This is a genomic window from Paenibacillus sp. V4I5 (assembly GCF_030817255.1).
Taxonomy (GTDB): Bacteria; Bacillota; Bacilli; order Paenibacillales; family NBRC-103111; genus Paenibacillus_E.
This window is the reverse complement of sequence record NZ_JAUSZB010000002.1, coordinates 7,701,062-7,725,065: the sequence shown is the minus strand read 5'-3', so window position 1 is coordinate 7,725,065 and position 24,004 is coordinate 7,701,062. Positions and strand designations below refer to the sequence as shown.

The window sequence follows — 24,004 nt, the reverse complement described above, 5'->3', positions numbered from 1 at the left end:
ATAAAGAATGGCTATCCCCTAAGTCTTAACAGACCCGGGGATAGCCATTTTTTAAATATGATAATAAATTAAACGCTGTCCTGTCTTCGCTATATCTGCTTCAACCGCTTAAAAATATGGATGGCATCAAAAAAAGGCTCGTTATAACGACCATCCTCCTGAACTGTCCAACAGGTTGCAAGAACAGAATGTGCAAACCCCCACGATAACATTCTTTTTTTGTCTAAATTCAACTCTTTTACAAATTTATCAATACGCTTCTCAATAACATGAGTTGAATCTCCATTAGGCAATTTATTTAATAAATATTGAATGACATCGTATTCTCTGTCGCCAATCAACCCTTTAGGATCAATCGCTAACCAAGGTTCCCTTGCAGCCGTCAGAATATTGTAATGATGCAAATCGCCATGAAGTAAAAATGGTGTATCCGGCATAGCGTTCATTGATCTATAAGTGTCCACTGCTTCTTGCAGTATTTCCTTTGTTATAGGACCAAGACCTTCTCTATTTTTCTTGAAAATATGAATTAATTTCTCTTCCATATGCATAGTTGTAGGAATACTAGATGAATTAGATGGTACAGGAATCCATAGTTTCTTCATTACTTGCGAGGCTATTTGTGCAGCTTCCTCCTCATTTTCTATTGAGGCTAATGTTTTCCCAGGAATTAATCGTTCAAGAATAAGAATCCCTTTTGCGATATCAACATCAATGATTTTAACAATGCCATTCCCATTAAAAAGTGTAAGGGCATCAACTTCAGATACAAATTCATCGCCTGGGATGACGAGTTTTATCACAACTTCAGTTCCATCTTTCCGTATGGCAGGAGCCACAAAATTAAAAGATAAATCAAACGGGGGCAATATTTTCATTTGCCAACGCTTCTCGCAATCATAAATAAGCCTATCAAAATCTCTCAACCATATTTCAGCTTTACCCTTATGAACATCTCTTAATGTTTGAACGAATTGTTCTGGTAAGCTACTCATTATCTTTACCCCCACAATATGACAGTACGATCGATCTCATTATAAGATATATCGTTCAGATTAGGTACTTATCTATATATGAGAATGGTTTCATCTAATATAGGATTTGTTTTTACGCTTATTTTTTATTAAAATAATTAAATTCGCTAACCATTTTGCAAAGAAGGAACCCATATGCCTTTTCTCAGATTTAAAGGTTTTCAAAAGGATTTCATTTCCTCGATTTCAAGCACCATCATCCAACAATTTTCGAAGTTAACGGGCGTTGTGCAAGAAAAAATAAAAATCGAACTTCTTCTTGTGGAACAATTAAATAATTCTCCCCTATCCTTAGAAATATATATGTTCCCTAGAGATCAGGAATTGCATGATAACATTGTTAAAGAACTCTATACGATTTTATGTGAGCACGGCTTTCGCGATGTTCATATCTTTTTTATCCTGCTATCCCCTCATTTGTACTATAAAGAAGGACAACCTTTAATCACCAATCATTCAGAACCTTTCTTAATAACATGACGATATGGCGTGAAAAAAGAAAGAAAAGGCACGCTTAGCGTGCCTTTTCTCTATTTAGCACATCTACCAACGGCCTAAGTCAACAAAAAAATTATCTTCAAGAGTAGATTATAATTATGAAGTAATAGCTTATTAGAACTCAACCAATGGATCATATCCCGTTGATTGTCCTCAGATACCCCATGATCCGTCGGGTAGGTTCGAACGTGAATAGCGGTGAAGCTCCTGCAGATAGGCTGCTCCGCAGTCATTTATGACTTGGGACAGCCCCTTGTTTTGTCGTAAAGGACCTATCTCACATCTTCGGCGACTTTTTGCACAGCCACTTCATGTTCCAGAATTCCGCTAAAATTCTCTATTGTTCTAAATGATACTATGCGTACAGATAGGATTTAACGTCCCTCCCGACCTATGCTTTCCAAATAATCAGATTGCATGGATAGCTCCAATCTATTTCGTAGCCGCCGAACATCTCGTGAAGCCGATTATTGTTAAAAATGATCGAGTCCTTCTGGTCTTTGCTTTTTGCATTCTAAATTAGAAATATTTATTCATCGTTAAACTCCATATGTGTTTTTTCCTGTTTATAATAATCTAATCTGTCCTGTAAAGTACCCGTATGAAATTCGAACTTATGACCATCTGGGTCTGTGAAGTAAATAGACCTCTTATCTTTCTCGTCTCTTGGACGCCCAGGAAGGATGTTAACATGCAATTTCTTTAGCTTCTCATACAGATCATCAAAGTCGGCTTCCTCAATTGAAAAAGCAATGTGTGTGTAGGAATGGTTTATTTCATTACGTGGAATATCTGATTCTACATTCAGGGCAAGCCACATGCCATTCAGATCAAAATAGGCCGTACTTCTTCCTTTAACTAACAGCTTAGCATCAAAAACTTGTTGATAAAACGAAATCGAATTCTCTAAATTAGAAACAGAAAATAATAAATGATTCAGACCTTTAATAGACACATGATCACCTCGGAGTTTATTTATTTTTTATGACCCCAGCTAACTCTTTAATCATCTCCGCCAAATGCATAATACCCCATTCAAGCTCATGATGCTTGGCATAGGCATAGGAAATACGCAAGTAACTTCCTGCATTTCTATCATAAATTGAACCCGGATTCAGCAAAATCCCTGCTTTCAAAGCACGCTCAAACAGCATCTGCATGGGGACATCCACGTTGAGGTGAACCCAAATGTAGAAACCACCTGCCGGCACTGACCATGATGCAATCTCCGTAAAATTGGTCTTCAACAACTGAACAGTTAGATCCCGTCTTATTTTAAGCTGCTCTCTAACATAGACAAGATGCTCTTGATATAAACCTCTACCAAGCCATTCGGCTGCTGCCCATTGGGATACCGAGCTCGAGCCGTAATCGTTCTGCATTTTGATATCAGCCAATCGTTCAATAACAGGCTCTGGGGCAACCACCCAACCAATTCGTAGTCCAGGACTTAAAGTCTTCGACAAACTCCCCAAATAAAGGACCAGCGCATTGGGATCCCTAGCCTTCAATGGCGGAGGTGGCGGGGTTTCAAACCAAAGCTCCCTGTACGCATCGTCTTCAATGATTGGGAGTCCCTCATCCGCGCAGATTCTCATCAGCGCTTGACGTCTCGGCTCTGACATCAACGTACTGGTAGGATTATGAAAAGTAGGAATGGTATAGAGCAGCGATGCGTTATAGCCTTCTTTGTAACGGCTAATCTGATTCGTCTGAATGCCCTCTTCATCCATAGGTAGACCAACTAGCTTAATTGCACTAGATTGAAACACATGGACCGAATACAGATAGGATGGCTTTTCCAGAAGGATGGAGGAACCTCGCTGCAGTAGTCCGATAGATATGAGCTGTAACGCTTGGAGCGAGCCCGATACGATAAGGATGTTGGAGGGCGACGTTTGAACGCCAATTCCTTGCAAGTAAGCAGCTATCTGTTCCCTCAAATACTGATTTCCTTTAGGTTCTTCATAGCCCAATGAGAAAAGATTCAATGAACTATTTTCAAAAATCTTTTTCATTTGTTCAGAAGGAAGCAGCTCAGGGGAAAGCTCTCCAGTTCCCAAACGGATAATGCCATCTTGAAATTCCGCACGATTAATGTGCTGTATGGCAGGCTGGTTTGGATAATAAGTACCAGCTTGCACATAAGAGCTCCAGTCTGGGGGAGGCGAAGCCGCTAAAAGGTTCCAAGAGTTATTGATAACTCTAGTCCCCCCTTTGGTGTTGCCCTCCAATAACCCCTCAGCTATCAAATCGCTCAGCGCGGTCACAACCGTACTTCGATTGACGTTAAAGCGTTCAGCCAATGCACGCTGCGAGGGAATTTTGGTCCCAACCGCCCATTCGCCTAGCGATATTTTGTTTTTAATAAAATCTTTAATCTGACTATATAAAGGGGTTTCCGACGCTAAGTCCGGTTTCCAGTCCATGCAATGATCCTCTCCTAACGAGTTCTACTATAACATTTGGTTGGGTGATACGCCATCCATTTGGAGGGAGACATTCGATTGATTTGCTCTATACTAGTGAAGAATAGTCTTATAGATGGGGGAGATCGTTTTGCTGGAAACTGTTTTACATGGGCTTATTTTGGGTTGTGGGCTCATCCTGCCTGTAGGGGTACAAAATGTTTTCGTATTCAACCAAGGTGCCCGTGGGCCATCTTACCTTAGAGCACTGCCTGTCATCCTCACGGCGTCGATTTGTGACACGATCCTAATTTTATTAGCTGTTTTAGGGGTCTCTTTCGTCGTATTAACCTTCGCTTGGCTTCAAGCAGCGCTCTATGGATTTGGATTCTTTTTCTTGTTTTATATGGGATGGGTACTCTGGAAAAGTAAACCTGGTTCGATGACCTCACAACGGGAAAACGAACCAAAAAAACAAATCCTGTTTGCAGCCTCCGTATCGTTAATGAATCCCCACGCTATACTGGATACGATTGGAGTTATCGGTACAAATTCCTTACATTATGTTGCCGGAGAAAAATTGGCGTTCACTGTCTGCGTTATTCTAGTCTCCTGGCTCTGGTTCTTCGGTTTAGCGTTCGCAGGACGCCTAGTGGGTAAGCGGGATCCTCAAGGTCTATTCATTACCAAATTAAACAAGGTTTCTGCTTGTATGATATGGGCTGTTGCTGTATATATGGGTATGCAATTCATTTAAAAGGTATGGAGGAATAACAATAAAATCACCCTTACTTAGAGCATCACCTGGAGCAAATTTTTCGTACTCATTAAAATACTTTCGTTCAAATAATGAGCAGGCTGTCCCCCGACACCTGCTCATTATTTGTTTCATTCCAACCAAATATCTAAAAAAACTACAAAAAAAACTAAAAACAATGGCATACCTGTGGGTCGAAAGGAGCGATATACTTAAGTCACACAAATGAAAGCACTTACAAAAAGAGAGAGGAGGTCCGCATTACAATGAGAATACTTCGAAAAATTGCTCTCGGTATCGATTCATTTATCGAGTCTGCCGCCCTCATCGGCTTGCTTAGTATGATCATCATCGTCACCGTACAGGTCATGACCCGCAAGCTGTTTGACTTCGTTTTCTTCTGGTCGGAGGAAGTGACGATGCTGCTTCTTGTCTGGTTTTCCTTCATGGGCATTGCGATAGGCTTTCGTGAGAAGCTGCATTTGGGCATCGATTCCTTCACTCACAAGCTTCCAGCCTCCATCAATAAAGTTCTTGATAAAGTCATCGAGGTTGTTATTCTCGCCTTTGGTGCCTATCTTGTCTATTTTGGATGGGACTTCACCGTCATGATGAATGAATCAGAATTACCAGCGACGGGCCTGCCTAACAGCACGCTGTATGTCATCATGCCGATAACCGGCGTCATGACCTGTGCCTACGCGCTCTTGCAGTTGTTTGGTATCGAGACGAAGCGGCATAAACATATAAAAGAAGGAGGTCCCGAATAATGGATCCGACCATCGCTATTCTCATCCTTACTATCACCTTTGTTGGTCTGATCGTCCTCCGCTTTCCGATCTCATTGGCTTTAGCAGGGTCTTCATTGCTCACCCTACTTTACTTGAAAGTTCCGCTGGCAACCGTGGGACAAACGATGATTCAGGGAATGAACTCTTACTCCCTCCTGACCATTCCGTTTTTTATTCTTGCCGGGCAAATTATGAGTGAAGGCCAGATGGCACTGCGGCTCATCAATCTCGCTCAAGTTCTCGTTGGAGGCATACGCGGAGGCTTGGCCATGGTCAACTGTGTCGCCTGTATGTTCTTCGGGAACATCTCCGGATCAGCCATTGCTGACGTCTCCTCCATCGGCTCTGTCATGATTCCGATGATGAAGAAAAAGGGCTATGACACCGATTACGCAGTTGGCGTTACAGTCTCTGCCGCCATTCAAGGCGTCGTTGTGCCGCCAAGCCACAACCTCGTGCTCTATTCCCTAGCGGCTGGTGGTGGAATCTCCATCGCTTCCCTTTTCCTAGCGGGCATAGTTCCGGGATTGATCCTATGTGTCTCCCTTATGATCACGAGTTATATTATCGCCATCAAGCGCGGTTATACGAAGAGTGAAGCTGTTCCCGTGCGAGAAATTCCGAAGATTGTACGCGATGGTCTGCTTTCCCTTCTGACAGCCGTTATCATTTTAGGCGGTATATTCACGGGATGGTTTACGGCTACAGAAAGCGGCGCATTAGCTTGTCTATACGCTTTTATTCTTACCTTTCTAGTGTACCGAGATATTCCCATAAGCCGGATGTGGATCATTCTCCAACGTACATTCCGGACCGTAGCGATGGTGCTCTTCCTGATAGCTGCCTCCGCTACCTTCAGCTGGGTACTTGCCTTTCTCAAAGTTCCCGGCATGTTAACGGATTGGATGCTGGGCATCACAGACAGCCCTATTGTCATTTTGCTGATCATCAATGTCTTGCTGCTCTTACTGGGGGCACCGATGGATATGGCTCCACTCATCTTAATCATGACGCCTATTTTACTTCCTGTCGTGACGACCCTAGGCATGGATCCTGTTCACTTCGGCATCATTATGATGTTAAACTTAGGCATTGGACTGCTGACACCGCCTGTCGGAACCGTTCTCTTTGTAGGCTCTGCGATTGGAAATATTTCGATTTCTGAAGGCACCAAAGCCATGATGCCGTTCTTCTATGTCATGTGTGTCGTGCTCATGATACTTACCTATATACCGGGGCTTGTCATGTGGCTTCCTAACTTAATGAAATAAGGAAACAACGCAACTAATACGATAAAAAGGGTGAATATTCGATATGAAAATGAAAAGAAAATACATCACGGCTCTAAGTACTGTGATTGGTACTAGTCTCTTGCTTGCAGCTTGCGGTGGCGGCAGCACACCGACGAATAGCGGTTCAACAACGACTCCTGGAGCCGCGAGCCCTGCAGCAGCGACGAAGAAAGCTGATGGTCCTAAATTAAATTTCCGTCTAGCTGAGACACACCCCGCAGACTACCCAACGACGCTAGGCGATAAGAAATTCGCCGAACTTGTCAATCAAGCATCGGATGGCCGCATCAAAATCGATGTATTCCCTGCCTCCCAGCTCGGTGAGGAGAAGGCTGTGATCGAGCAAGTTCAACTTGGTGCAATTGAATTCACACGAGTCAGTACGGGAGCACTTGGCGGGTTCAACAAGCAGTATGAAGTGTTCAGCTTGCCCTACATTTTCGATAATGATAATCATCAATGGAAATTTCTAGAAAGTGAGCAAGGAACGAAGCTGCTCGATAGCTTAGAGTCTTCACGAATGAAAGGACTGGCGTATTACAGCTCAGGGGCTCGTCATTTCTATTCCAAGAAGCCGATTAAAAGCATCGCCGATCTGAAAGGACTCAAAATACGCGTTATTCAAAACAAGGTCAACATTGATCTCATGAATGCACTTGGTGCGAATGCAACTCCTATGCCTTATGGAGACGTCTTCAATGCTCTGCAAACAGGTGTCATCGATGCCGCTGAGAATAACTATCCAAGCTACTTCTCATCCAATCATTTTCAACAAGCCAAAAATCTCATTCTTGACCAGCACCAACGAGTGCCTGAAGTCCTTTTGATTTCTAAAGTAGCTTGGGATAAGCTGTCAGCTGATGATAAAGCACTTATTAAAAAAGCTGCTATTGAATCCGTCAAAACGCAAAAAGCAGAATGGGATAAATTCGAGAAGGATTCCGAAGCCAAAGTGAAAGCGGCGGGAGTTACGATTACAGACGTATCTGACCTGGGGCCATGGCAAAATGCTGTAAAGCCTGTTATCGAGAAGTACCGCAACGACTACAAAGAAACGTTAGAAGCTATCGAGAAAGCTAGAAAATAGCCATTCAAAACAAAGTAAAAAAAGGACATTCTAAGGGGTACAATCTCCCCCTCAGGTGTCCTTTTTCATTTGACTTCATTTCGCTTCATCGAGCCTACCGCCAGATTTCCTATATTCCAACGGGGAGCAGCCGATCAGCTTTTTGAACGTACTGCTGAAGTAAGAAATATCCCCATAACCAAGCCGTTCCGCGATCTCAGAAACACGTAAAGACGTTATTATAAGCAGCTTCTTCGCTTCTTCCATGCGCATTTCAATGACATAATCGACGAACTTGCCTCCCGTTTGCTGCTTAAAGAGCTGGCTTAAGTAGCTGGGGTTCAAGTGGACCAGAGCTGCGGCATCCGTTAAGCTGATATCTCTGGATAAGTTCGAGCCGATAAACTGCTGCACTTGTTCAATGGCTGACATTTCGTCCGTTCCGATTAGCGGGGAATCCACGAACCTCCTCGCGGTCTTCGTTACCCGGTCTTGCATCCATCGTCCCAAACAATCTGCCATTGCCTCCATTTCAACAGGCTTCAGCAGATAGTCCTTCACCCCAAAGCGTATCGCTTTCTGAGCTAGCTGAAAATCGTCATACCCGCTCACTAGGATTAAATTGGCTAACATCTGCGTCATCTGCTCCGCCAAAGCAATGCCATCCATGATCGGCATCTTTACATCCGAGATAACCAAATCAGCTTTATGCTTCTGCAGTGCATCTATCGCCTCCAATCCGTTCGCGCATTCCTGCACGATTTCGAATGGAAGCTTTGTTTGTTCCACGGCTTTCCGAAGCACGACACGAACCCATCTTTCATCGTCCACGAGAATGACTTTGTACATGATCTCCTACCTCCCTTCCTCTCCGTGAGGCTTCAGCGGCAGCTTAATTCTCACCAGAGTTCCTGCATCTGCGCCACTTTCTAGCTCTAGACCATAGGCCTCACCAAACAGATAAGAGATACGCCGATGTACATTGACGATGCCGATCTGTGATACCGCTGTAATCATGTCCTTCTGCAGTAAATCGAGCTGTAAGACACGGAGTTTGGCAGCCGGAATGCCAATACCGCTATCCTGAATCTCAACAACAAATTGATGATCATTTAATTGAGCAGCTGAAATGACAATATGAACAGGTTGTGCGCTTGTTTCAAATCCATGAATGACACAATTTTCAACCAAGGGCTGTAAAGCGAACTTAGCGATGATTTGTCCTTCTGCCCATTCAGGGATCTGGAATTCATAGGTGAGTTTATCGTCAAATCGATATTTCTGAATCCGCAAATACATGTCGCATATCTGAATTTCCTGCTGCAACGAGATCGTTGCCCCAGCATGATTCAAATTGTAACGCAGCAGACGAGCAAGGGAAGCAACGAGCACAGAGATGTCGGTCATATCCTTTTCCAGTGCCATCCCACGCACTGTTTCTAAAGCGTTCATGAGAAAGTGCGGATTAACCTGCGATTGCAGTACTTTCAGTTCTGTCTCTTTTTGGCGCAGCTGAAGATCCTTCTCGCGGAGCTGAGAGTAGTAAATTTCATCGAGAAGTACCTGGAGCTTTTCGACCATTTTATTAAAATCGTTCGTAAGCTGCCCAATCTCATCCTTGGATTCGATATCCACACGAGCCAGGAAGTCGCCCTCTTTCACTCTTTTCATGAAAAATTGCAGCGCCCTTACAGGTCGAACGATACTCGTAGCAAAACCAATCCCAATCAAATAGGCAATCAATAATGTGGCAAGGACCGTCCACCAAATCGTTCGTCGAATATACTCGGTTCCATGTGTCAATTCTTCTTCAGGGATCGTCGTCACCAACCGCCAATTTAAATAGGATGACAGGCTGAAGGTGTAGAAAGGCTTATCTCCTGTTTGCGCTTGGTAAGAACCGCTTTCCTGCTGTAAAATCCATTCTAGCTGATCCCAAGCCGACAAACGACCAATATCCGTGTACTCAGGTGAATAAATATAGCGCCCGTAGGAGTCGAGAATAGATAAATACCCTGTTCGGCCAATTGTAACTCGTTCAGCAATCTCTTGAATCCGTTTGAAGTTGACCTCCATAATTAACGTTGCAACGGGTTCTAAGGTAAGTGGACTTACTAAGCGCTTCACGATGGAGAGAACAGGCACATATTCCAGCTCGTAGCGTTGAGAAGGCGGTCTGATGATCAACATAATATCACTGTTGGAGGGTACACTGGCAAACCATGGCTCCTGGATTAATTGCAGCGCCGGGGTCACATTTTTGTTCATGCTTGTATCTAAGACCGTCTGGTTTTCCATAACCAGCATGATCCGAGAGATGTCGGATCGAGAGTAAGCAGTATCGTTCAAAAGCTGCATCATCGGCTCGCGGATGCCTGAATTCTTCACCTCCTGTTCGCTTGTCATCCTAAGAAACTGCTGCATCGAAGGATGATTCTGCATGCGAATCGAGTCGATCTCGAAATCTCGAATATAATATTCAATATGCAGCTTGACTTGCTCAATGATTTGCTTGTTACTCAAATTGGCTTCCTCACGCAGCACTTCGGATGATTTCTGGTAAGAAATCAGTCCAACCACAAGCAGCGGAATGACAACCAGCATAGCCGAATAGACGAGCAGTTTCACTGTCAGTGGACGATCACGCAAAAACAAGCTTCTATAGAACCAGATCCAAGCTCTACGGCCTCTTCTACTCATGTTTAGCCTCCATTCCGCCGAATTTGTAAACGCATTCAATGCGTAGGAAAGAAAAACCAGCTGCATAAAGCAACTGGTTACCGTTTTACAAGATCTTCGCGAATCGGTGTGAAGACATCTAATAAGGCTGATTCTTCTAATGCTGTAACACCATGCTTGGCGTTACTTGGTATGTATACCGTCTGGCCTTTCTCGATAACGGTCACCACACCATCTATGGTAAACTCAATTTTCCCTTTTAAGCAATAGGACATTTGTTCATGCACATGACTGTGTTGGTAACCAATGGCTCCTGGCTCGAAATGAACCTCCATCATCATCAAACCAACCTCAGCTTTCAGAATGCAGCGCTGAACGCCTGGCTCGGCTGCTTCCCATACGCCAATATTAGACATCTGACTTTCCCCTTTCATAATTAAACGACCAACGAAAAATAAAAGGACCGCAAGCGGTCCTTCACTTACTTTTTAATTATATATGAAAAGCACCTAAATGAACATACTTGAATCTAAACGAACATTAAGAGTTAACAGCTGCGCGATCCTTCCCTTTGTCCGCTTCACCTGCATTTTTATTCGCAGCTTCACGATCCTGCTGCATTTCTTCCACTGTTTTCACCTTCAAGCGTGCTGCACCTTCATAGCTGCGCGTTGGAACGAGGTTCCCAGCTGCGAGACGTTGTTTCGCTTCGGCAATAGCCGTGCCATATTGCGGCAGCCATGACTCTTGTGCGACCAACATTTCATCGACCATCTGCCATATTTCTTTGGGATTACAAACGGCTCCTACGAGCGGATCCATCATAAACGCTTGACGAAGCAGCTTATCATCTCCATGCACAGCAGCTTCCACTGCAAGCCGCTGCACGGAAATACTTACATTGCAAACCGCTGCTGGTCCAAGCGGCAGGTCCCCAACATGCGGCATCGAGATGCCGTTGAGATCTACATAGCCTGGCGCTTCGATAATCGCATCATCAGGCAGATTCGAGATGACACCGTTATTGACTAAGTTGAAATGTCCGCGATACACGCGTCCTGTCTCAAGACCCTCAATAATATAGGAGCCATGCTCTTCACTGCGCTTCTCAGCTGCATAAACAAATGGCTTTTCCTTCATCCAGTTCGGAAACTCCGTTTCGAACCAGTTGCGCCCCTCCGTACAAACACGCAGATAACCGCCTGTTTCTCCATTGATCCAGCTGCCCATGTCGATCCAATCTTGGATTTCACTAGCACGCTTTCGGTACCAAGGCACATACTCGCTCAGATGTCCGTTTGATTCTGTACTATAGTAGCCAAAGCGGCGCAGCATGTCGATACGCACTTTCTCCGTACGCGTGAACTCCGGATGGTTCTCGAAAGCTTCAAGCAGACCGCCCGTCAAATCCTGACCGTTGTGACGGATCTGTACATACCAAGTTTGGTGATTGATACCTGCGCAAATAATGTCTACTTCCTTTTTCTCCAAACCGTATACTTCCGCAATTTGTTGATGTCCATGCTGAACACCGTGACACAGACCAATCGTCCTCACACCACCGTACTTGTTGCAAGCCCAAGTCAGCATGGCCATCGGATTCGCGTAATTTAACAACAGCACATCAGGCGCCGCCACTTCTCGAATATCCTGACAAATGCGAAGCATTTCTGAAATGCCCCGCTGACCATACATAATGCCGCCTGCACACAGCGTGTCGCCCACACATTGGTCAACGCCGTATTTCAGCGGAATATCCACATCGGTGGCAAAAGCCTCCAGACCTCCCACACGAATCGTACATAAGACATACTTCGCATCTTTCAAAGCTTCTCTACGATCTGTAGTTGCTTGAATCTCTATGTTCAATCCATTTTCTCGTATATCCCTTTGGCACAGTTCGGTAACCATATCTAAATTATGTTGATTGATGTCAGTAAAAGCGACTTGAATATCGTGAAATTCAGATACTGCTAACAAGTCTCGAAGTAATCCGCGTGTAAATCCAATACTCCCTGCTCCAATAAAAGCTACCTTAAATGACATATCTATCGCCCTCTCTATCGTTTAGTCTACAATTCACATTGTATCAAGCGCGAAAGAGAAAACGTTATCAAATTCCTAACTTCATCGGAGGTGATTTGTCAAAAATCCTAACTTTTTTCTGGATAATCCGACTTATGAGTATCCATTGATTTACGATATTCTGTAGGGGTTAACTCTGTATAGTCTTTGAAAAGCATATGAAAATACTGCCGGCTCCCTACCCCGATATAATCGCATATTTCAGAAATCGGCACATCGGTTTCAAGCAGCAGCATTTTGGCTTTTTCCATTCGAATCACAGTTAAATAAGCCATAAGAGTTTGCCCCGTTAACGATTTGAAAATCCGCTGTAAATACCCGGGATGTAAATTTACAGCTCCGGCAATATCCTTCACTTGAATGTCGCGGTCATAGTTCTGATGCAAATAATCCATGCTCTGTTTCACATACCACTCACTTTGCGCCATGCCGCTGCTTGCTGCTTCTCGCCTAAGACGCGCAATACGAATGAGCAGTTGAGCGATGAGCAATTGAACCATTGTTTCACTTTTGGCAGCAGCTTTATCCAGTTCAAGCACCAAGCTTTTCATAATGTGGTAAACCTCATCGGGGTCGCGCAATACCAAATATGGAGATTTTACCCCCAGTAGAGAAGCCAATAGCTTGTCTTCTGCGGCCAGCTGAAGAATCGATGGAAACACACCCTTTTGCTGGATAAAGCGGAACTCTACATTTAGCATTCTACAGGGGGCAGCCTCGTCAACGATCAATCGATGGGAGACATTTGCGTCCATAATAATGAACTCTCCCTTTTTGAGACTAACACTTTCGATCTGTGTAGGCAGAGTTTGGATTTCAACGTCGCAGGAACCTTGAATGGTATACATGATTTCTACCGCATCATGGCGATGAAAGGGCATATAGAAGCCTTGCCATTGTTTAAAATAATACGCCATCACCTGAGGATGGCAGTGATGCTCGGTCAAAAAGGCGGGGAAAAGACTATCGCTATTCTGCATGGGAATCTCCTTTCCCCCAAGATCCTTATTTCTGAAGGGGTATTACCTGTTTGCTGCTTCACCAATCGCGCGAAGTGGTAACTGGCCACCCAACGATGCCAGCTGTCTTGTTCATCCGCAAATGTAAAATACTCGATGTGCCCAGGCTTTAGAAGTGCCACATTGCCGGGCTCCAGTCGGAAGTGTACGCCATCAATGGCCACTTCCATAGAACCAGTATGTAAAAAAACGAGTTGAATATCTGGTTGGATGCGAGGACCATATCTGCCACCAGGTGGATATACAATCGTACCGACCGTAGCGGAACCGATATGATTAAAACTAAGATGTTCTAATGGATTCGCCATGTACTTCATCTCCAGAATAGCTGTGTCGTCATTAAGGCAATTGTAACCGCCTGTAGGTAAAAAGAAAATCCCCTCGTATGGAAGGGATTTTGCGCCTTCATTATCGTTTAAACAAAACTGGAAAATACTCATTTGCAAAAGCTTGACCGTGATAAGGGCGCGGTCCCAACAGACGGGAATTGTCATGACGCTGCACGCCCGCGCGGTAGCTTGTACCGCCCGGCATCAGATGCGCAACAACAGACATACGAGGCTCATTTGTTTTGTTCGCGCCGGACCCGTGGAACGTAAGAGCGTGATGAAAGCTTGCCTGACCTGCCTTCAGAATACAGGGCTCCTCGACCCATTCGCGACCTGCCGCATATTTGTTCCTAAGCTCCTCCATGTTCGGATCGAAGAACGAATTGCTATCAGGTATTAGTCCCCACTTGTGAGAGCCGAGAATGGTCATCATTCCGCCGTTGGTTAGATCCGTGTCCTGCAGCGCGATCCATACGGTTACCATATTCGGATGGCTGGAGCATTGCCAGTAGCCATAGTCCTGATGCCAACCAACGTTGCCAGACTTCGTCTCTTTATCGCCGACACCTGGCTTATAAATAACTTGATCGTGCCATAGCCGAATTTCATCGGTCTCCAGCAAATCGGCTGTAAGTTCACCTATAAACGGATCCGTGACGGTTCTTCGGATCTCGTCATTGATCCACCATCCATTATCTAGCTTGCGTAATGCATCAGGGTTCGAGTTTGGACGATAATGGTTCATCGGTAGCCCATCACCATCGTAATCGCCAGTCCAAACCCGCTCATGCGCAAGTCGCAACCGTTCGATTTGATCATCATCCAGCAACTTCGGAGATATCCAGTAACCGTCGCGATTGAATGTATCCTTATCCTGAGCCGTAATTTTGTATGTTCTATCTGCTTGCAAAGTCATCGTAAATTCCTCCTTTTACGTCTTACTTTCATCATACTTAATTCCTGGTTGATTGACGTTCATATAGCTACAAAGTAGTATAAGAAACATATAAGACAAATAAGAACATCCGAACGTAGAGGAGGACCTCCCCCTTGCCTACGAAACTAAGTCCACGCTGGACTTATGACATCAATACGGAAAATCGCATACCAGGAGTTCCGGAGCTTCTCCTTTTCGGCTTCGATGAGATTAGGTCGGCATTGCCCCTTTCCTATCATCAGCATGACGGATATGAATTCGTTTTGGTTGAACGCGGTAAAGCCAGCTGGGAGCTGGATGGGCACGTCTATGAGACAAAAGCAGGTGACGTGTTTCACACAAGTCCTGGCGAGGTTCATCGCGGGCGCTTCAACGTGATTGAGCCCAGCCGATTCTGGTGGTTCATCATCACACCACCGCATTCAGAAAACTGGTTGCGCTTGCCGCAAGACGAGAGTGAATGCTTCAGACAGGCACTCGAGGCGCTGCCCAGAGTTACCCACACTGGACTGCAATCCGTTGACGACATTAGACAGCTGCGAAATGCGATTAATTCCAACAATCCATTACGAACCTCCGCTACCCGTCAAGCACTGCTTGGGATGCTGCTTCGAATTCTTCAGCCTAGTCAACAAATGGTTTCACTCGCTGACGATCTATTACGTCAATTGGATGCCCTGGTTGGGCGGATCGCGGAAGATCCGCAATGGCGCCCCGCCATCGAAGAAATGGCTGATTTTGTCCGAATCAGTCCCTCCCACTTCTTCCGCACCTTCCAGGAATACACAGGGCTCCCGCCAATGGTATTTATTGAACGTGCACGAATTAAAAATGCTTGCGGACTGTTGACTGAAGGCACGGATACAGTAACAAAGATTGCCAATGAGTTGGGTTACGCGTCCAGTCAACATTTTGCCACCGTGTTTAAACGCATCACAGGCATGACCCCGATCCAATGGAGAATGAATCAAACTGTCCGAAATGATGCACGCTAGCGAGTAGTCCGAATGCTTCAACAGAGCGTAGGGAGAATCTCCATTTAATTGAGTGCAATGAAAATAAACGGCTTACGCCGCCCTTGGTTGAGAGTGTTTATAAGGTTGATGCAAAGTAATTTCCGCCTAAGTGATGTAATACTGAACCATTCGCATACTTATCCGTGTAAAGTTTACTTTTTACAACTTTAGGCAAGCTAATCAAGCGTTTTCCAACCGAATGTTGCAAAAAATACAATACTTTAGCCTAAACTTCGTCGCCTTACCTTAACCCTAAATGAAAAAGGACCTTTGTCATCTACACAAACACACGTAGACAACAAGGTCCTTTTCAGCGCTCTCCCCTCCTCCGGAGAAGCTCTTCCACGTCCTAATCGCGATCATCGGGATCGCTGGTCGAAAACGCCTTTTTAATATTATCCATGATTTCCTCTACGGCCTCACTGACCATGTCTGTCGATGATATAGCTTCTTCACCAGGTTTGGTGGGATTCGCATCATTACTTATACGATCGTAATTGTGACTCTTGTCCATGTACTTAACCTCCTAGGTATTAACCTAACTGATGGATAGTTGTTTACTTATTCCGCATACTTTATTCACCCAAATAGAAACTTTTAAAACATAGGTCCAAAAACTCTTGCCTAAACCCCCTTATTGGAGTAAATTAAACCTATATGAACACATATCAACATAAATAAACCAAATTTGAGGAGAGATTAACCGATGGATATCCGCTACGCATCACACCCGAATGAAGTAAAGCAATTTGACACTGAACGCCTGCAAGCTGAGTTTCAAATTAACGCTTTGTTCTCACCTAATGAAATTAAATTGGTTTACTCCCACGTTGACCGTTTCATCATTGGTGGCGTGCTTCCTGTTACTGGCTCACTTCAACTGCAAGCTGACAAGAAAGAAATGGCTGCTGATTATTTCTTAGAGCGCCGCGAGATCGGAATCATTAATGTTGGTGGCAGAGGTACGATCACAGTTGACGGAACGGTGTATAACATGGATTCCAAAGATTGCATCTATATTGGTCTTGGCGCGAAGGATATTACGTTTGCTAGTGATAACGCTGCAGATCCAGCGAAATTCTACTTTAATTCAACACCTGCTCACCAAACATATCCAACGGTAAAAGTCGCCATCAGCGAAGCTACTCCTACTCACTTAGGTAGCATCAATACTTCTAACGAGCGTACGATTTACAAATATATCCACACAGGCGGCGTAAAAAGCTGTCAACTCGTTATGGGTATGACGCTTCTGAAGCCAGGCAATATGTGGAACACAATGCCTTCTCATACACACAATCGTCGTTCCGAAGTTTATTTCTACTTTGACATGCCGGAAGATGCGGTTGTGTTCCACATGATGGGTGAGCCGCAGCAAACACGTCACGTAGTTATGCGCAATGAGCAAGCTGTCATTTCCCCAAGCTGGTCCATTCATAGCGGTGTTGGCACGAACAATTACACCTTCATTTGGGGCATGGCTGGCGAAAATCAAATTTTTGATGATATGGACGCCGTGGCCATGAAAGATTTAAAATAGTCGGTAACCTCAATTTAGAAACGGATGACAACCGATGAACCCTCTACGCAGATATGAAACCATTATGGAAATACTTCTGGCACAGAAAGAAGTAACCGTTAACGAGCTTAGCGAACGGCTGGACGTTACAGGTAAAACGATTCGCGAAGATTTGGCCAAACTCGAAGAAAAAGGGCTGCTTGTCCGCATTCATGGCGGAGCGGTGCTCGCTCAAAGTGATCAGCTCGGCATACTTTCAACGAAAGAGCCGATCATTAAGCATGCCGATCAGAAATCCGAAATCGCGACGATTGCTCTGCGATACATTCAACCAAGAGATATTATTGCCCTCGATGGCGGCAGCACAACCCTTGAAATTGCTAGGCGGCTGGAAAATCAGCCGCTTACTGTTGTAACGAACGATTTATTTATTATCTCCGAGCTCTTGCATAAGGAAGAAATTCGGCTGGTTGTTCCAGGCGGCTACCGTCTGCGCAACATGCTCGCAGGTCCTGAAGCCGTGGAATATGTGAATAAGCTCAACATTCAGAAATCGTTCATTTCTGCCACTGGTGTTCATTTACAGCACGGCTTTACCATCTACACGAGTGATCATGCCGATTATAAACGTGCATTGATTAGAAACAGTGCAACGGTGTATGGCGTTGCCGATCATTACAAATTCGGACAGTGTGCCTTACGAACGTTCGCTGCCTTGTCCGAAGTGGCTATGATCCTAACAGACAGTGCCCTACCCGCTGATATTGCCAAGCAGTACCGTGATGCTGGCATCCAGATCGTAACTCAATAGTGAAAAGGAGTATCCTTCATGACACTTTTTAATTTAACAGGCAAAACAGCCTTCGTAACCGGCGCTTCCAGCGGTCTTGGTCAAGCGATGGCCATTGGCCTTGCTGAAGCAGGCGCAAAAGTCATTGCCGTATCCTCTTCCGAAAGCGTACAAACGGTAGAAGCCATCCGAGCATTAGGCGGCAAAGCCGAGCTGATCGCAGCTGATCTTAGCAACGAAGACATCCTTGAGGATGTGGTAAACAAAGCCATCGGCATCTACGGCGGCGTCGATATTCTCGTCAATAATGCCGGAATCATCCGACGTACGCCGGCAGTTGACCATGGACGTCAAGATTGGCATGATGTCATTGATCTGAACTTGAACTCAGCCTTTTTCTTATGCCAGCTGATTGGCCGTCACATGATTGAGCGCGGCAGCGGCAAAATCGTGAACATCGCTTCTATGCTGACCTACCAAGGAGGCATTAATGTTCCTGGCTACACTGCGAGTAAACATGCTATCGCTGGTGTTACTAAAGCATTAGCGAACGAGTGGGCCGGGAAAGGTATCCAGATCAATGCCATTGCTCCTGGTTACATGACGACCAATAATACAGCTCCTATCCTCAAAGATGAGAAACGCACACAATCCATTACAGATCGAATTCCGGCAGGCCGTTGGGGCTCACCAGAGGATTTGAAAGGTCCTGTTGTTTTCTTATCATCGAATGCGTCGGATTATATGAACGGACACGTACTATGCGTGGACGGCGGATGGATGGCTAGATAGATGGGAATCGGAACGTTAGCCCATGCTGCCGGCCATCTTCCATTGAAGCAATTAACAGAGAAGCTAAGCGGACGAGGCATTGACTTCGTTCAACTGGCACTCAGCAAAGCGATTAGTGATATTGACACCAGCCTCGGTAGGCTCAGCCCTGCTCTGGCCAACCACATTGGCGAGCAATTCCATCGTGCTGGTATTCGGATTGGCGTGCTTGGCTGTTATATCAATCCGATTCATCCAGATCCACTGCAGCGGCGTCATGAAATCAACCGGTTCAAAGAGCATCTGCGTTTCGCCAGAGACTTTGGTACCTCTATCGTTGCGACGGAAACAGCTGACCTAACGACTTACCTTTCGCAGGATTCCGAACGTTATGAAGCCATGGGTTGGGCAATCCTCAAGCAAACAGTTGAAGAATTGGCAGAGGAAGCTGAGCGTTGGGGTGTCTTCATCGGACTCGAACCCGTATTCACTCACACGTTATCTAGTACTGAGAAAATGGTTCGAATTTTGGATGAGATTCCTTCCAGTAATCTGGGGGTTGTGTTTGATCCAGTGAATCTAATGCCACCTACTGCTGTTGAGGCACAAGAAGTTTTCCTGGATCAAGCCTTTGCTGCTTTCGGTGATCGTATCGTCCTTGCCCATCTTAAGGATGTTGTCATTCAGAACAACAAACGGCAAGAGGTACGATCTGGTAAGGGTATTTTCCAAACAAAAACGTTCTTAGAGAAGCTGCACCGGGTAAAACCGGGGATCGACATCTCTTTAGAACAACTTGCGGATGATACGATTGACGAAACCATTCAATACGTAAGAAGCCTTTTGAGTTAAGGAAATTGGCCCCGTTCTCTCTATCATCTGAGGGACTGGGGCTTTCCTATTTGAAATGATGTCTATTTCTTTATATCAGGCTCTGTCATGACTTCATACGCGTTACCCAAATAAGACTGCAGCGCCTTTAACGCCGCAACCCCCACCGCAATATCATCCTCTCCATTTCCTCCACTTACACCGACTCCTCCAATGACACTCCCGTTCACCACAATCGGAAGCCCACCGACGAAAATGGCAAATTTACCTGGCATCATTGCATGAATACCAAATGCCTCACCATGGATGGTTGCTGGGCCACCTGGCTGATTAAACAAATGCGTAGAACGCCTGTGACCGCTAGCTGTAAAAGCCTTAGCTATGGCGATTTCCGGGCTCGTATTGCGAGCGCCATTCATTCTTTCTAACGCAATTAGATACCCACCATCGTCTACGATACATATCGTTTCGGCTGTATTCGCTTCTATTGCCGCTTGTATGCCTGCTGCGATCATGACTCTCGCTTCCTCTACTTCAAGCTTATACACCGATTTCATAAGTCATTCCCTCCCAGCTTGTCGGCCATTATGACGTACGCAACAAACGCCTCTTCCATTCATATGGGGACGTGAAAGGTTTATGTCATGGTCGTCACTTGAAAAAAGATATTGAATTTCGGTGCGAGTAATTGTAAGATTATAGAAATCAACCCGATGTGTGACTGGCGTAAACATGGATAACCATGAGGGAGCACATTGCTAACAGCCGTACGCCTGGGCAAAGTATTTGATCCTTAATCAAATGCTTTTTTGTGCTTTTATGACAATTGAAAGGTCAGGTGGCTGTGTATGAAAATGGCATTCGTACTATTCGATGGAATGACCACGTTAGACTTCGCTGGCTTCTTTGAAGCTATCACATGGATGGGCATTTTGGGAGCCAATGAGAACGTCACTTGGGATTTTTGCTCCAATAAGGAGGAAATTACGGACGACCGAGGCTTAACTGTAAAGGCAAGACATGTCTATCCCGACCTATCAGGATATGATCTCCTGTTTGTACCTGGCGGATTTTCAACGAGAAGCCTTAGATTCGACTCTGCCTTCATCACTTGGCTCCAAACCTCAGCTAAAGTGACTTACAAAGCTTCTGTGTGTACAGGTGCGTTGTTACTAGGTGCAGCCGGATTCTTACATGAAAAAAAGGCAACCACCAATCCTTCCGCTTATGACTTATTGACGCCTTACTGTTCCGAAGTCGTTAAAAAACGAATCGTCAGAGACGGGAATCTTTTTACCGGCGGCGGAGTTTCGGCATCCATTGATTTAGGATTATTCGTCATTGAATCGCTTACTGATTCACATTTCGTACAGCAAGTTCAACAAAAGATGGATTACCCTTACTATCAAGCGGGACAGTTATCAAATGTAAATTTGGAGTAATAAGCTACTCGAGAATATACGGCTTACACTTTGCCTTGGACGAGAGTGTGAAAGAAAAGTGTTTAATTACTCGCTCATCCCTTTCATGTTGTTGCACTTTGTACAACAGGGGGGAACTTTCAAAATAAAATAAGCCCACCCAACACTCATAAAGTGTCTGGATAGGCTTATCTGTATTATTTTTTAGGTTGTTCACGGTTAACACGAACGGGCCTCTCGACCCAATTCTCACGATTCATACGTTGAACCTGATTTATCGGATTCTTAAGATCGATAATCTCGACGGTTTTACCCTCCGCTTGCATGGTGGCCGCTAGCTTTTCCTTATAACCCGTTCCAGCCGCTGGTCCGCCACCTCCGTTGCGTTTACCCTTGTTCCAAACTCTGCCTTTACTCATTTCACCACTCCATTTTTGTTTTAAGTGTAAAGGCATAAGTAGAAAAACGCAAATTTTTGCTGCCAATCATGATCAACTTTATGTCAAAAAGGTGGTTACACGCTCCAAAATCAGTCACTTCACGGGCCCCATACTTCCTAAGATCACCTTAACGGAAACATGAATGTCTGCCTTTGACAGCGCTTCTCCCCAATGATCCTCCACTTTCTTGTATTGACTATATTCGTGGGCCCGCGCATAGAGACCAAGCCCGATCGGATCGATTTGATGCTTCTGTATGTTTTTGATGAGGCTATCGAATTGCTTTTGCATATGTTCAGAAATCATTTTCTCTAACTCTTTTCCATTCTTTCGTACATCAAAGGGGAATAAACGTTCAGTAAGACCGGCTGGCATTTTAATGTTGATATCGAACCGAAACTTGTTCTGCTTAAACGAGGTTTTTATTTTCGTTTTCATTCCTTGAACCGATATACTTAAATGGTCTGTATGGAATGGACCGCTCTTCTTTTCACCAGGAATCGGAAGTGTAAAGCTAACAGGCTTCTTGGCGTTTTTATTCAATATTTGAAGTAAACTGGTTTCCTCTATGTTCAGAGAGGTTTTATACTTCCCTTTATGATCCAGAAGCGTTACGCCAACCAGCCTGATCTGTTTGGCCTTGTCCAACTGAATTTCGGAAATATAGGGCGTAACCCCCTTCTCATACATTTGCCAATGCAGCTGCTGCAGTGTTGTTTTTGCCGTTTCCGATCTAGCGCTCTTCGTATCGATCATCCCCCGCAACATTAAAGGTAACATCGGCTGATCTTTCGGATGTAGGAATATTATGTCGGAGATATATCCATCGACAGCGATAATTCTGGGTGTTAATGGATTTTTCATATCACGAAAGAAGACGTCAAGTATCCGAAACCAGTCTTCATGTTCCAAGATGCGTTTCCCAATAAGTATGACCTGAACTTTTCTGCCTGTAATAACTCCTGGCGCAAATTCATCTTGTTTCTCTCTCGATTGACGAATTGTTTGCGATTTCACTTGGACTTCTAGTGTTTTCTTCTTTATATCTCTGCCATATGCAGGGCTATTCATATATACAAGCATGTTGTTTTCATTATCAAGATCCAAACCGAGAGCTAGGTTGTTTGTGGTATCTTCCAGATCCAACCGGTCACTGCACCCCGGAACAATTGCAATCATCATGATAATGAACAAAACGTACAGCGGCTGCTTGTTCATAAGTGCTTCCTCCACCCCAAACGATCATGTATCCATACATACAGGAGTAAACAACCAGGCACTAAGTACTCAACAACAAAACCGATCTGACCAAGCAAAGTATTCATCCGTTCACTTTGAAAAAAAGTAGGCATGAAGAAATACGTGCCCACAGCGATGAAAAGCCAAAGCAGCCGCAAATGATTGCGGTGGTCCTGCTTTCCAATTAGCCAAGTTGTACAAAAAACGCTCATGTACATCGTGGGTATCCATGACAATGAAAAGATAAGTAAATAAAACGCGATAAATAGCACTTCGATCCGTGATATAAACTTAAACTCGATAGCTTTCAATACATTGATCGTCGGTTCGTTGTACTCCAGAATTTCATCTGGACTGAAATAGACGAAACAGATAACGGTAATGAACAAATACATGAGCATCGTCAATGTATACGAGATAACGATTCCTGCTGCGGCCTTCCGCTTGTTTTTGAGAAACGGATACAAAATAAACGTGGTTGAAAAACCTATATGATAATATAAAGTGTATGGTAACGCTGCGAAAACAGGCTTCCATCCTTCTTTAAGAACAGGAAGCAGACGGAGCCAATGAGCATCCTTAAGCGGAATCAAATAAACGAAGGGGATCCATAGAGATAGGAGTATTATCACTTCCACATATCTGCCCAATATGCGTGGTCCGTTCCGCACAATAACATAAGTGGGAATGAGCAGCAGAAGCATAATGATATAATCAGGGGTTTGCTGCAAAAGGTATTGCTTTGAAATCAATATGGTATATACGAGACCTGTGTATCCGTAGTAAAAGAGATAGAGGGCAAATAGGACGGCTCCCGCTTTGCCTGCCCATTTGCCCAAGTACATCGACAATAGATCTAACAAGGTACCATCTGGGTACCTCTTCATCACTTGTATGACGATCAGACTCGCCACTATGGAGATGACCCAAACGATGATGAGCGCAATCCAGCCTGCCGTGCCTGCCTGTTCGGCTAATACTCGCGGCAGCGACAAAAATCCGATACTCACAACCATTCCGAAGTTGAGAAGGATATACTGCATGAAGGTGATTTCATTCAAGGTATATTTTTTCACTTGTTG

Annotated in this window: 26 protein-coding genes and 1 riboswitch; of the genes, 11 read left to right on the top strand and 15 right to left on the bottom strand. The window is 44.6% G+C overall.

Annotated elements, in window-relative coordinates; translation table 11 throughout:
- Nucleotides 1–89 precede the first annotated feature (89 nt).
- Nucleotides 90–995 carry an aminoglycoside phosphotransferase family protein gene (locus QFZ78_RS36600; RefSeq protein ID WP_307554804.1) on the bottom strand — a complete coding sequence of 302 codons (906 nt, stop codon included), beginning with the start codon at nt 993–995 and terminating at the stop codon, nt 90–92.
- Nucleotides 996–1,169: 174 nt separating this feature from the next.
- On the opposite strand from QFZ78_RS36600, the gene QFZ78_RS36595 reads away from it, so the two are divergent.
- Nucleotides 1,170–1,514, top strand: coding sequence for a DUF1904 family protein (locus QFZ78_RS36595; RefSeq protein WP_307554803.1), 345 nt, complete (start codon nt 1,170–1,172; stop codon nt 1,512–1,514).
- 547 nt (nt 1,515–2,061) lie between these two features.
- Here the strand turns inward: QFZ78_RS36595 and fosM are convergent.
- Together fosM and QFZ78_RS36585 are read right to left on the bottom strand one after the other, a co-directional pair.
- Nucleotides 2,062–2,487, bottom strand: a complete 426-nt coding sequence (gene fosM / locus QFZ78_RS36590) for a FosM family fosfomycin resistance protein (protein ID WP_307554801.1) — start codon at nt 2,485–2,487, stop codon at nt 2,062–2,064.
- Nucleotides 2,488–2,503: 16 nt separating this feature from the next.
- Nucleotides 2,504–3,961: an aminotransferase-like domain-containing protein gene (locus QFZ78_RS36585; RefSeq protein ID WP_307554799.1), complete on the bottom strand. Its 1,458-nt coding sequence runs from the start codon at nt 3,959–3,961 to the stop codon at nt 2,504–2,506.
- Nucleotides 3,962–4,091: 130 nt separating this feature from the next.
- Between QFZ78_RS36585 and QFZ78_RS36580 the strand changes: the two genes are divergently transcribed.
- The 4 genes from QFZ78_RS36580 (at nt 4,092) to QFZ78_RS36565 (ending at nt 7,867) form a co-directional block, all read left to right on the top strand.
- The gene (locus QFZ78_RS36580; RefSeq protein WP_307554797.1) at nt 4,092–4,697 is read left to right on the top strand and encodes a LysE/ArgO family amino acid transporter; all 606 of its coding nucleotides are present in this window, start codon (nt 4,092–4,094) and stop codon (nt 4,695–4,697) included.
- Between the two features lie 266 nt (nt 4,698–4,963).
- Nucleotides 4,964–5,467, top strand: coding sequence for a TRAP transporter small permease (locus tag QFZ78_RS36575; protein WP_307554795.1), 504 nt, complete (start codon nt 4,964–4,966; stop codon nt 5,465–5,467).
- Nucleotides 5,467–6,759 (top strand): TRAP transporter large permease, encoded by a 1,293-nt coding sequence (locus QFZ78_RS36570; RefSeq protein WP_307554793.1) that lies wholly within the window; start codon nt 5,467–5,469, stop codon nt 6,757–6,759. The genes QFZ78_RS36575 and QFZ78_RS36570 overlap by 1 nt, the downstream gene beginning before the upstream one ends.
- A 43-nt stretch (nt 6,760–6,802) precedes the next feature.
- Nucleotides 6,803–7,867, top strand: coding sequence for a TRAP transporter substrate-binding protein (locus QFZ78_RS36565; RefSeq protein ID WP_307554791.1), 1,065 nt, complete (start codon nt 6,803–6,805; stop codon nt 7,865–7,867).
- Nucleotides 7,868–7,942: 75 nt separating this feature from the next.
- Here QFZ78_RS36565 and QFZ78_RS36560 read toward each other — a convergent pair whose 3' ends face one another.
- The 7 genes from QFZ78_RS36560 to QFZ78_RS36530 all read right to left on the bottom strand — a co-directional run bounded on the left by QFZ78_RS36560 (nt 7,943) and on the right by QFZ78_RS36530 (nt 14,874).
- On the bottom strand, nt 7,943–8,695 hold the full coding sequence (locus tag QFZ78_RS36560; protein WP_307554789.1) for a response regulator transcription factor: 753 nt from the start codon (nt 8,693–8,695) through the stop codon (nt 7,943–7,945).
- Between the two features lie 6 nt (nt 8,696–8,701).
- Entirely contained in the window at nt 8,702–10,546 is a 1,845-nt protein-coding gene (locus tag QFZ78_RS36555) for a sensor histidine kinase (RefSeq protein WP_307554787.1), read from the bottom strand.
- A 77-nt stretch (nt 10,547–10,623) separates the two neighbouring features.
- On the bottom strand, nt 10,624–10,941 hold the full coding sequence (locus tag QFZ78_RS36550; protein ID WP_307554785.1) for a cupin domain-containing protein: 318 nt from the start codon (nt 10,939–10,941) through the stop codon (nt 10,624–10,626).
- A gap of 124 nt (nt 10,942–11,065) precedes the next feature.
- The gene (gene melA / locus QFZ78_RS36545) at nt 11,066–12,571 is read right to left on the bottom strand and encodes an alpha-glucosidase/alpha-galactosidase (protein WP_307554783.1); all 1,506 of its coding nucleotides are present in this window, start codon (nt 12,569–12,571) and stop codon (nt 11,066–11,068) included.
- A gap of 107 nt (nt 12,572–12,678) precedes the next feature.
- A complete protein-coding gene (locus QFZ78_RS36540) occupies nt 12,679–13,590 on the bottom strand; it encodes an AraC family transcriptional regulator (protein WP_307554782.1) in 912 nt (303 codons plus the stop codon).
- Nucleotides 13,554–13,937, bottom strand: coding sequence for an AraC family ligand binding domain-containing protein (locus tag QFZ78_RS36535; RefSeq protein WP_307554780.1), 384 nt, complete (start codon nt 13,935–13,937; stop codon nt 13,554–13,556). The genes QFZ78_RS36540 and QFZ78_RS36535 overlap by 37 nt, the downstream gene beginning before the upstream one ends.
- Before the next feature lie 100 nt (nt 13,938–14,037).
- A complete protein-coding gene (locus QFZ78_RS36530) occupies nt 14,038–14,874 on the bottom strand; it encodes a phytanoyl-CoA dioxygenase family protein (protein ID WP_307554778.1) in 837 nt (278 codons plus the stop codon).
- 134 nt (nt 14,875–15,008) lie between these two features.
- Between QFZ78_RS36530 and QFZ78_RS36525 the strand changes: the two genes are divergently transcribed.
- The gene (locus QFZ78_RS36525; RefSeq protein WP_307554776.1) at nt 15,009–15,890 is read left to right on the top strand and encodes a helix-turn-helix transcriptional regulator; all 882 of its coding nucleotides are present in this window, start codon (nt 15,009–15,011) and stop codon (nt 15,888–15,890) included.
- A 370-nt stretch (nt 15,891–16,260) separates the two neighbouring features.
- Here the strand turns inward: QFZ78_RS36525 and QFZ78_RS36520 are convergent, their stop codons facing one another.
- Nucleotides 16,261–16,425, bottom strand: coding sequence for a hypothetical protein (locus QFZ78_RS36520; RefSeq protein ID WP_307554774.1), 165 nt, complete (start codon nt 16,423–16,425; stop codon nt 16,261–16,263).
- 192 nt (nt 16,426–16,617) lie between these two features.
- Between QFZ78_RS36520 and kduI the strand changes: the two genes are divergently transcribed.
- Genes kduI through QFZ78_RS36500 form a run of 4 tightly spaced genes read left to right on the top strand, consistent with a single transcriptional unit; the run spans nt 16,618 to nt 19,843 of the window.
- A complete protein-coding gene (gene kduI / locus QFZ78_RS36515; protein WP_307554772.1) occupies nt 16,618–17,451 on the top strand; it encodes a 5-dehydro-4-deoxy-D-glucuronate isomerase in 834 nt (277 codons plus the stop codon).
- Nucleotides 17,452–17,485: 34 nt separating this feature from the next.
- Nucleotides 17,486–18,241 carry a DeoR/GlpR family DNA-binding transcription regulator gene (locus QFZ78_RS36510; protein WP_307554770.1) on the top strand — a complete coding sequence of 252 codons (756 nt, stop codon included), beginning with the start codon at nt 17,486–17,488 and terminating at the stop codon, nt 18,239–18,241.
- 18 nt (nt 18,242–18,259) lie between these two features.
- The gene (gene kduD, locus QFZ78_RS36505) at nt 18,260–19,012 is read left to right on the top strand and encodes a 2-dehydro-3-deoxy-D-gluconate 5-dehydrogenase KduD (RefSeq protein ID WP_307554768.1); all 753 of its coding nucleotides are present in this window, start codon (nt 18,260–18,262) and stop codon (nt 19,010–19,012) included.
- Entirely contained in the window at nt 19,013–19,843 is an 831-nt protein-coding gene (locus QFZ78_RS36500; RefSeq protein WP_307554766.1) for a sugar phosphate isomerase/epimerase family protein, read from the top strand.
- A gap of 62 nt (nt 19,844–19,905) precedes the next feature.
- Here QFZ78_RS36500 and QFZ78_RS36495 read toward each other — a convergent pair whose 3' ends face one another.
- Nucleotides 19,906–20,379, bottom strand: coding sequence for a GlcG/HbpS family heme-binding protein (locus QFZ78_RS36495; RefSeq protein WP_307554765.1), 474 nt, complete (start codon nt 20,377–20,379; stop codon nt 19,906–19,908).
- A 150-nt stretch (nt 20,380–20,529) separates the two neighbouring features.
- A riboswitch (ZMP/ZTP riboswitch) is annotated at nt 20,530–20,608 on the top strand.
- A 62-nt stretch (nt 20,609–20,670) separates the two neighbouring features.
- Here QFZ78_RS36495 and QFZ78_RS36490 point away from each other — a divergent pair.
- On the top strand, nt 20,671–21,264 hold the full coding sequence (locus tag QFZ78_RS36490) for a DJ-1/PfpI family protein (RefSeq protein ID WP_307554763.1): 594 nt from the start codon (nt 20,671–20,673) through the stop codon (nt 21,262–21,264).
- Nucleotides 21,265–21,440: 176 nt separating this feature from the next.
- On the opposite strand, the gene QFZ78_RS36485 is transcribed toward QFZ78_RS36490, so the two are convergent.
- From QFZ78_RS36485 to QFZ78_RS36475, 3 genes are all read right to left on the bottom strand, one after another.
- Nucleotides 21,441–21,662: a hypothetical protein gene (locus QFZ78_RS36485; protein ID WP_307554761.1), complete on the bottom strand. Its 222-nt coding sequence runs from the start codon at nt 21,660–21,662 to the stop codon at nt 21,441–21,443.
- A gap of 114 nt (nt 21,663–21,776) precedes the next feature.
- On the bottom strand, nt 21,777–22,901 hold the full coding sequence (locus tag QFZ78_RS36480; protein WP_307554759.1) for a Ger(x)C family spore germination protein: 1,125 nt from the start codon (nt 22,899–22,901) through the stop codon (nt 21,777–21,779).
- On the bottom strand, nt 22,898–23,998 hold the full coding sequence (locus QFZ78_RS36475; protein WP_307554757.1) for a GerAB/ArcD/ProY family transporter: 1,101 nt from the start codon (nt 23,996–23,998) through the stop codon (nt 22,898–22,900). Before QFZ78_RS36475 ends, QFZ78_RS36480 begins: the two co-directional genes overlap by 4 nt.
- Nucleotides 23,999–24,004: the final 6 nt, after the last annotated feature.

What these genes read in the sequence shown, in the direction of transcription:
- QFZ78_RS36500 (WP_307554766.1), top strand. Translation starts at nt 19,013, where the DNA reads ATGGGAATCGGAACGTTAGCCCATGCTGCCGGCCATCTTCCATTGAAG.
- QFZ78_RS36485 (WP_307554761.1), bottom strand. Translation starts at nt 21,662, where the DNA reads ATGAGTAAAGGCAGAGTTTGGAACAAGGGTAAACGCAACGGAGGTGGC.
- QFZ78_RS36535 (WP_307554780.1), bottom strand. Translation starts at nt 13,937, where the DNA reads ATGGCGAATCCATTAGAACATCTTAGTTTTAATCATATCGGTTCCGCT.
- kduI (WP_307554772.1), top strand. Translation starts at nt 16,618, where the DNA reads ATGGATATCCGCTACGCATCACACCCGAATGAAGTAAAGCAATTTGAC.
- QFZ78_RS36540 (WP_307554782.1), bottom strand. Translation starts at nt 13,590, where the DNA reads ATGCAGAATAGCGATAGTCTTTTCCCCGCCTTTTTGACCGAGCATCAC.
- QFZ78_RS36490 (WP_307554763.1), top strand. Translation starts at nt 20,671, where the DNA reads ATGAAAATGGCATTCGTACTATTCGATGGAATGACCACGTTAGACTTC.
- QFZ78_RS36530 (WP_307554778.1), bottom strand. Translation starts at nt 14,874, where the DNA reads ATGACTTTGCAAGCAGATAGAACATACAAAATTACGGCTCAGGATAAG.
- QFZ78_RS36555 (WP_307554787.1), bottom strand. Translation starts at nt 10,546, where the DNA reads ATGAGTAGAAGAGGCCGTAGAGCTTGGATCTGGTTCTATAGAAGCTTG.
- melA (WP_307554783.1), bottom strand. Translation starts at nt 12,571, where the DNA reads ATGTCATTTAAGGTAGCTTTTATTGGAGCAGGGAGTATTGGATTTACA.
- QFZ78_RS36510 (WP_307554770.1), top strand. Translation starts at nt 17,486, where the DNA reads ATGAACCCTCTACGCAGATATGAAACCATTATGGAAATACTTCTGGCA.
- QFZ78_RS36480 (WP_307554759.1), bottom strand. Translation starts at nt 22,901, where the DNA reads ATGAACAAGCAGCCGCTGTACGTTTTGTTCATTATCATGATGATTGCA.
- QFZ78_RS36495 (WP_307554765.1), bottom strand. Translation starts at nt 20,379, where the DNA reads ATGAAATCGGTGTATAAGCTTGAAGTAGAGGAAGCGAGAGTCATGATC.
- QFZ78_RS36585 (WP_307554799.1), bottom strand. Translation starts at nt 3,961, where the DNA reads ATGGACTGGAAACCGGACTTAGCGTCGGAAACCCCTTTATATAGTCAG.
- QFZ78_RS36570 (WP_307554793.1), top strand. Translation starts at nt 5,467, where the DNA reads ATGGATCCGACCATCGCTATTCTCATCCTTACTATCACCTTTGTTGGT.
- QFZ78_RS36600 (WP_307554804.1), bottom strand. Translation starts at nt 995, where the DNA reads ATGAGTAGCTTACCAGAACAATTCGTTCAAACATTAAGAGATGTTCAT.
- QFZ78_RS36595 (WP_307554803.1), top strand. Translation starts at nt 1,170, where the DNA reads ATGCCTTTTCTCAGATTTAAAGGTTTTCAAAAGGATTTCATTTCCTCG.
- QFZ78_RS36560 (WP_307554789.1), bottom strand. Translation starts at nt 8,695, where the DNA reads ATGTACAAAGTCATTCTCGTGGACGATGAAAGATGGGTTCGTGTCGTG.
- QFZ78_RS36565 (WP_307554791.1), top strand. Translation starts at nt 6,803, where the DNA reads ATGAAAATGAAAAGAAAATACATCACGGCTCTAAGTACTGTGATTGGT.
- QFZ78_RS36550 (WP_307554785.1), bottom strand. Translation starts at nt 10,941, where the DNA reads ATGTCTAATATTGGCGTATGGGAAGCAGCCGAGCCAGGCGTTCAGCGC.
- kduD (WP_307554768.1), top strand. Translation starts at nt 18,260, where the DNA reads ATGACACTTTTTAATTTAACAGGCAAAACAGCCTTCGTAACCGGCGCT.
- QFZ78_RS36575 (WP_307554795.1), top strand. Translation starts at nt 4,964, where the DNA reads ATGAGAATACTTCGAAAAATTGCTCTCGGTATCGATTCATTTATCGAG.
- QFZ78_RS36520 (WP_307554774.1), bottom strand. Translation starts at nt 16,425, where the DNA reads ATGGACAAGAGTCACAATTACGATCGTATAAGTAATGATGCGAATCCC.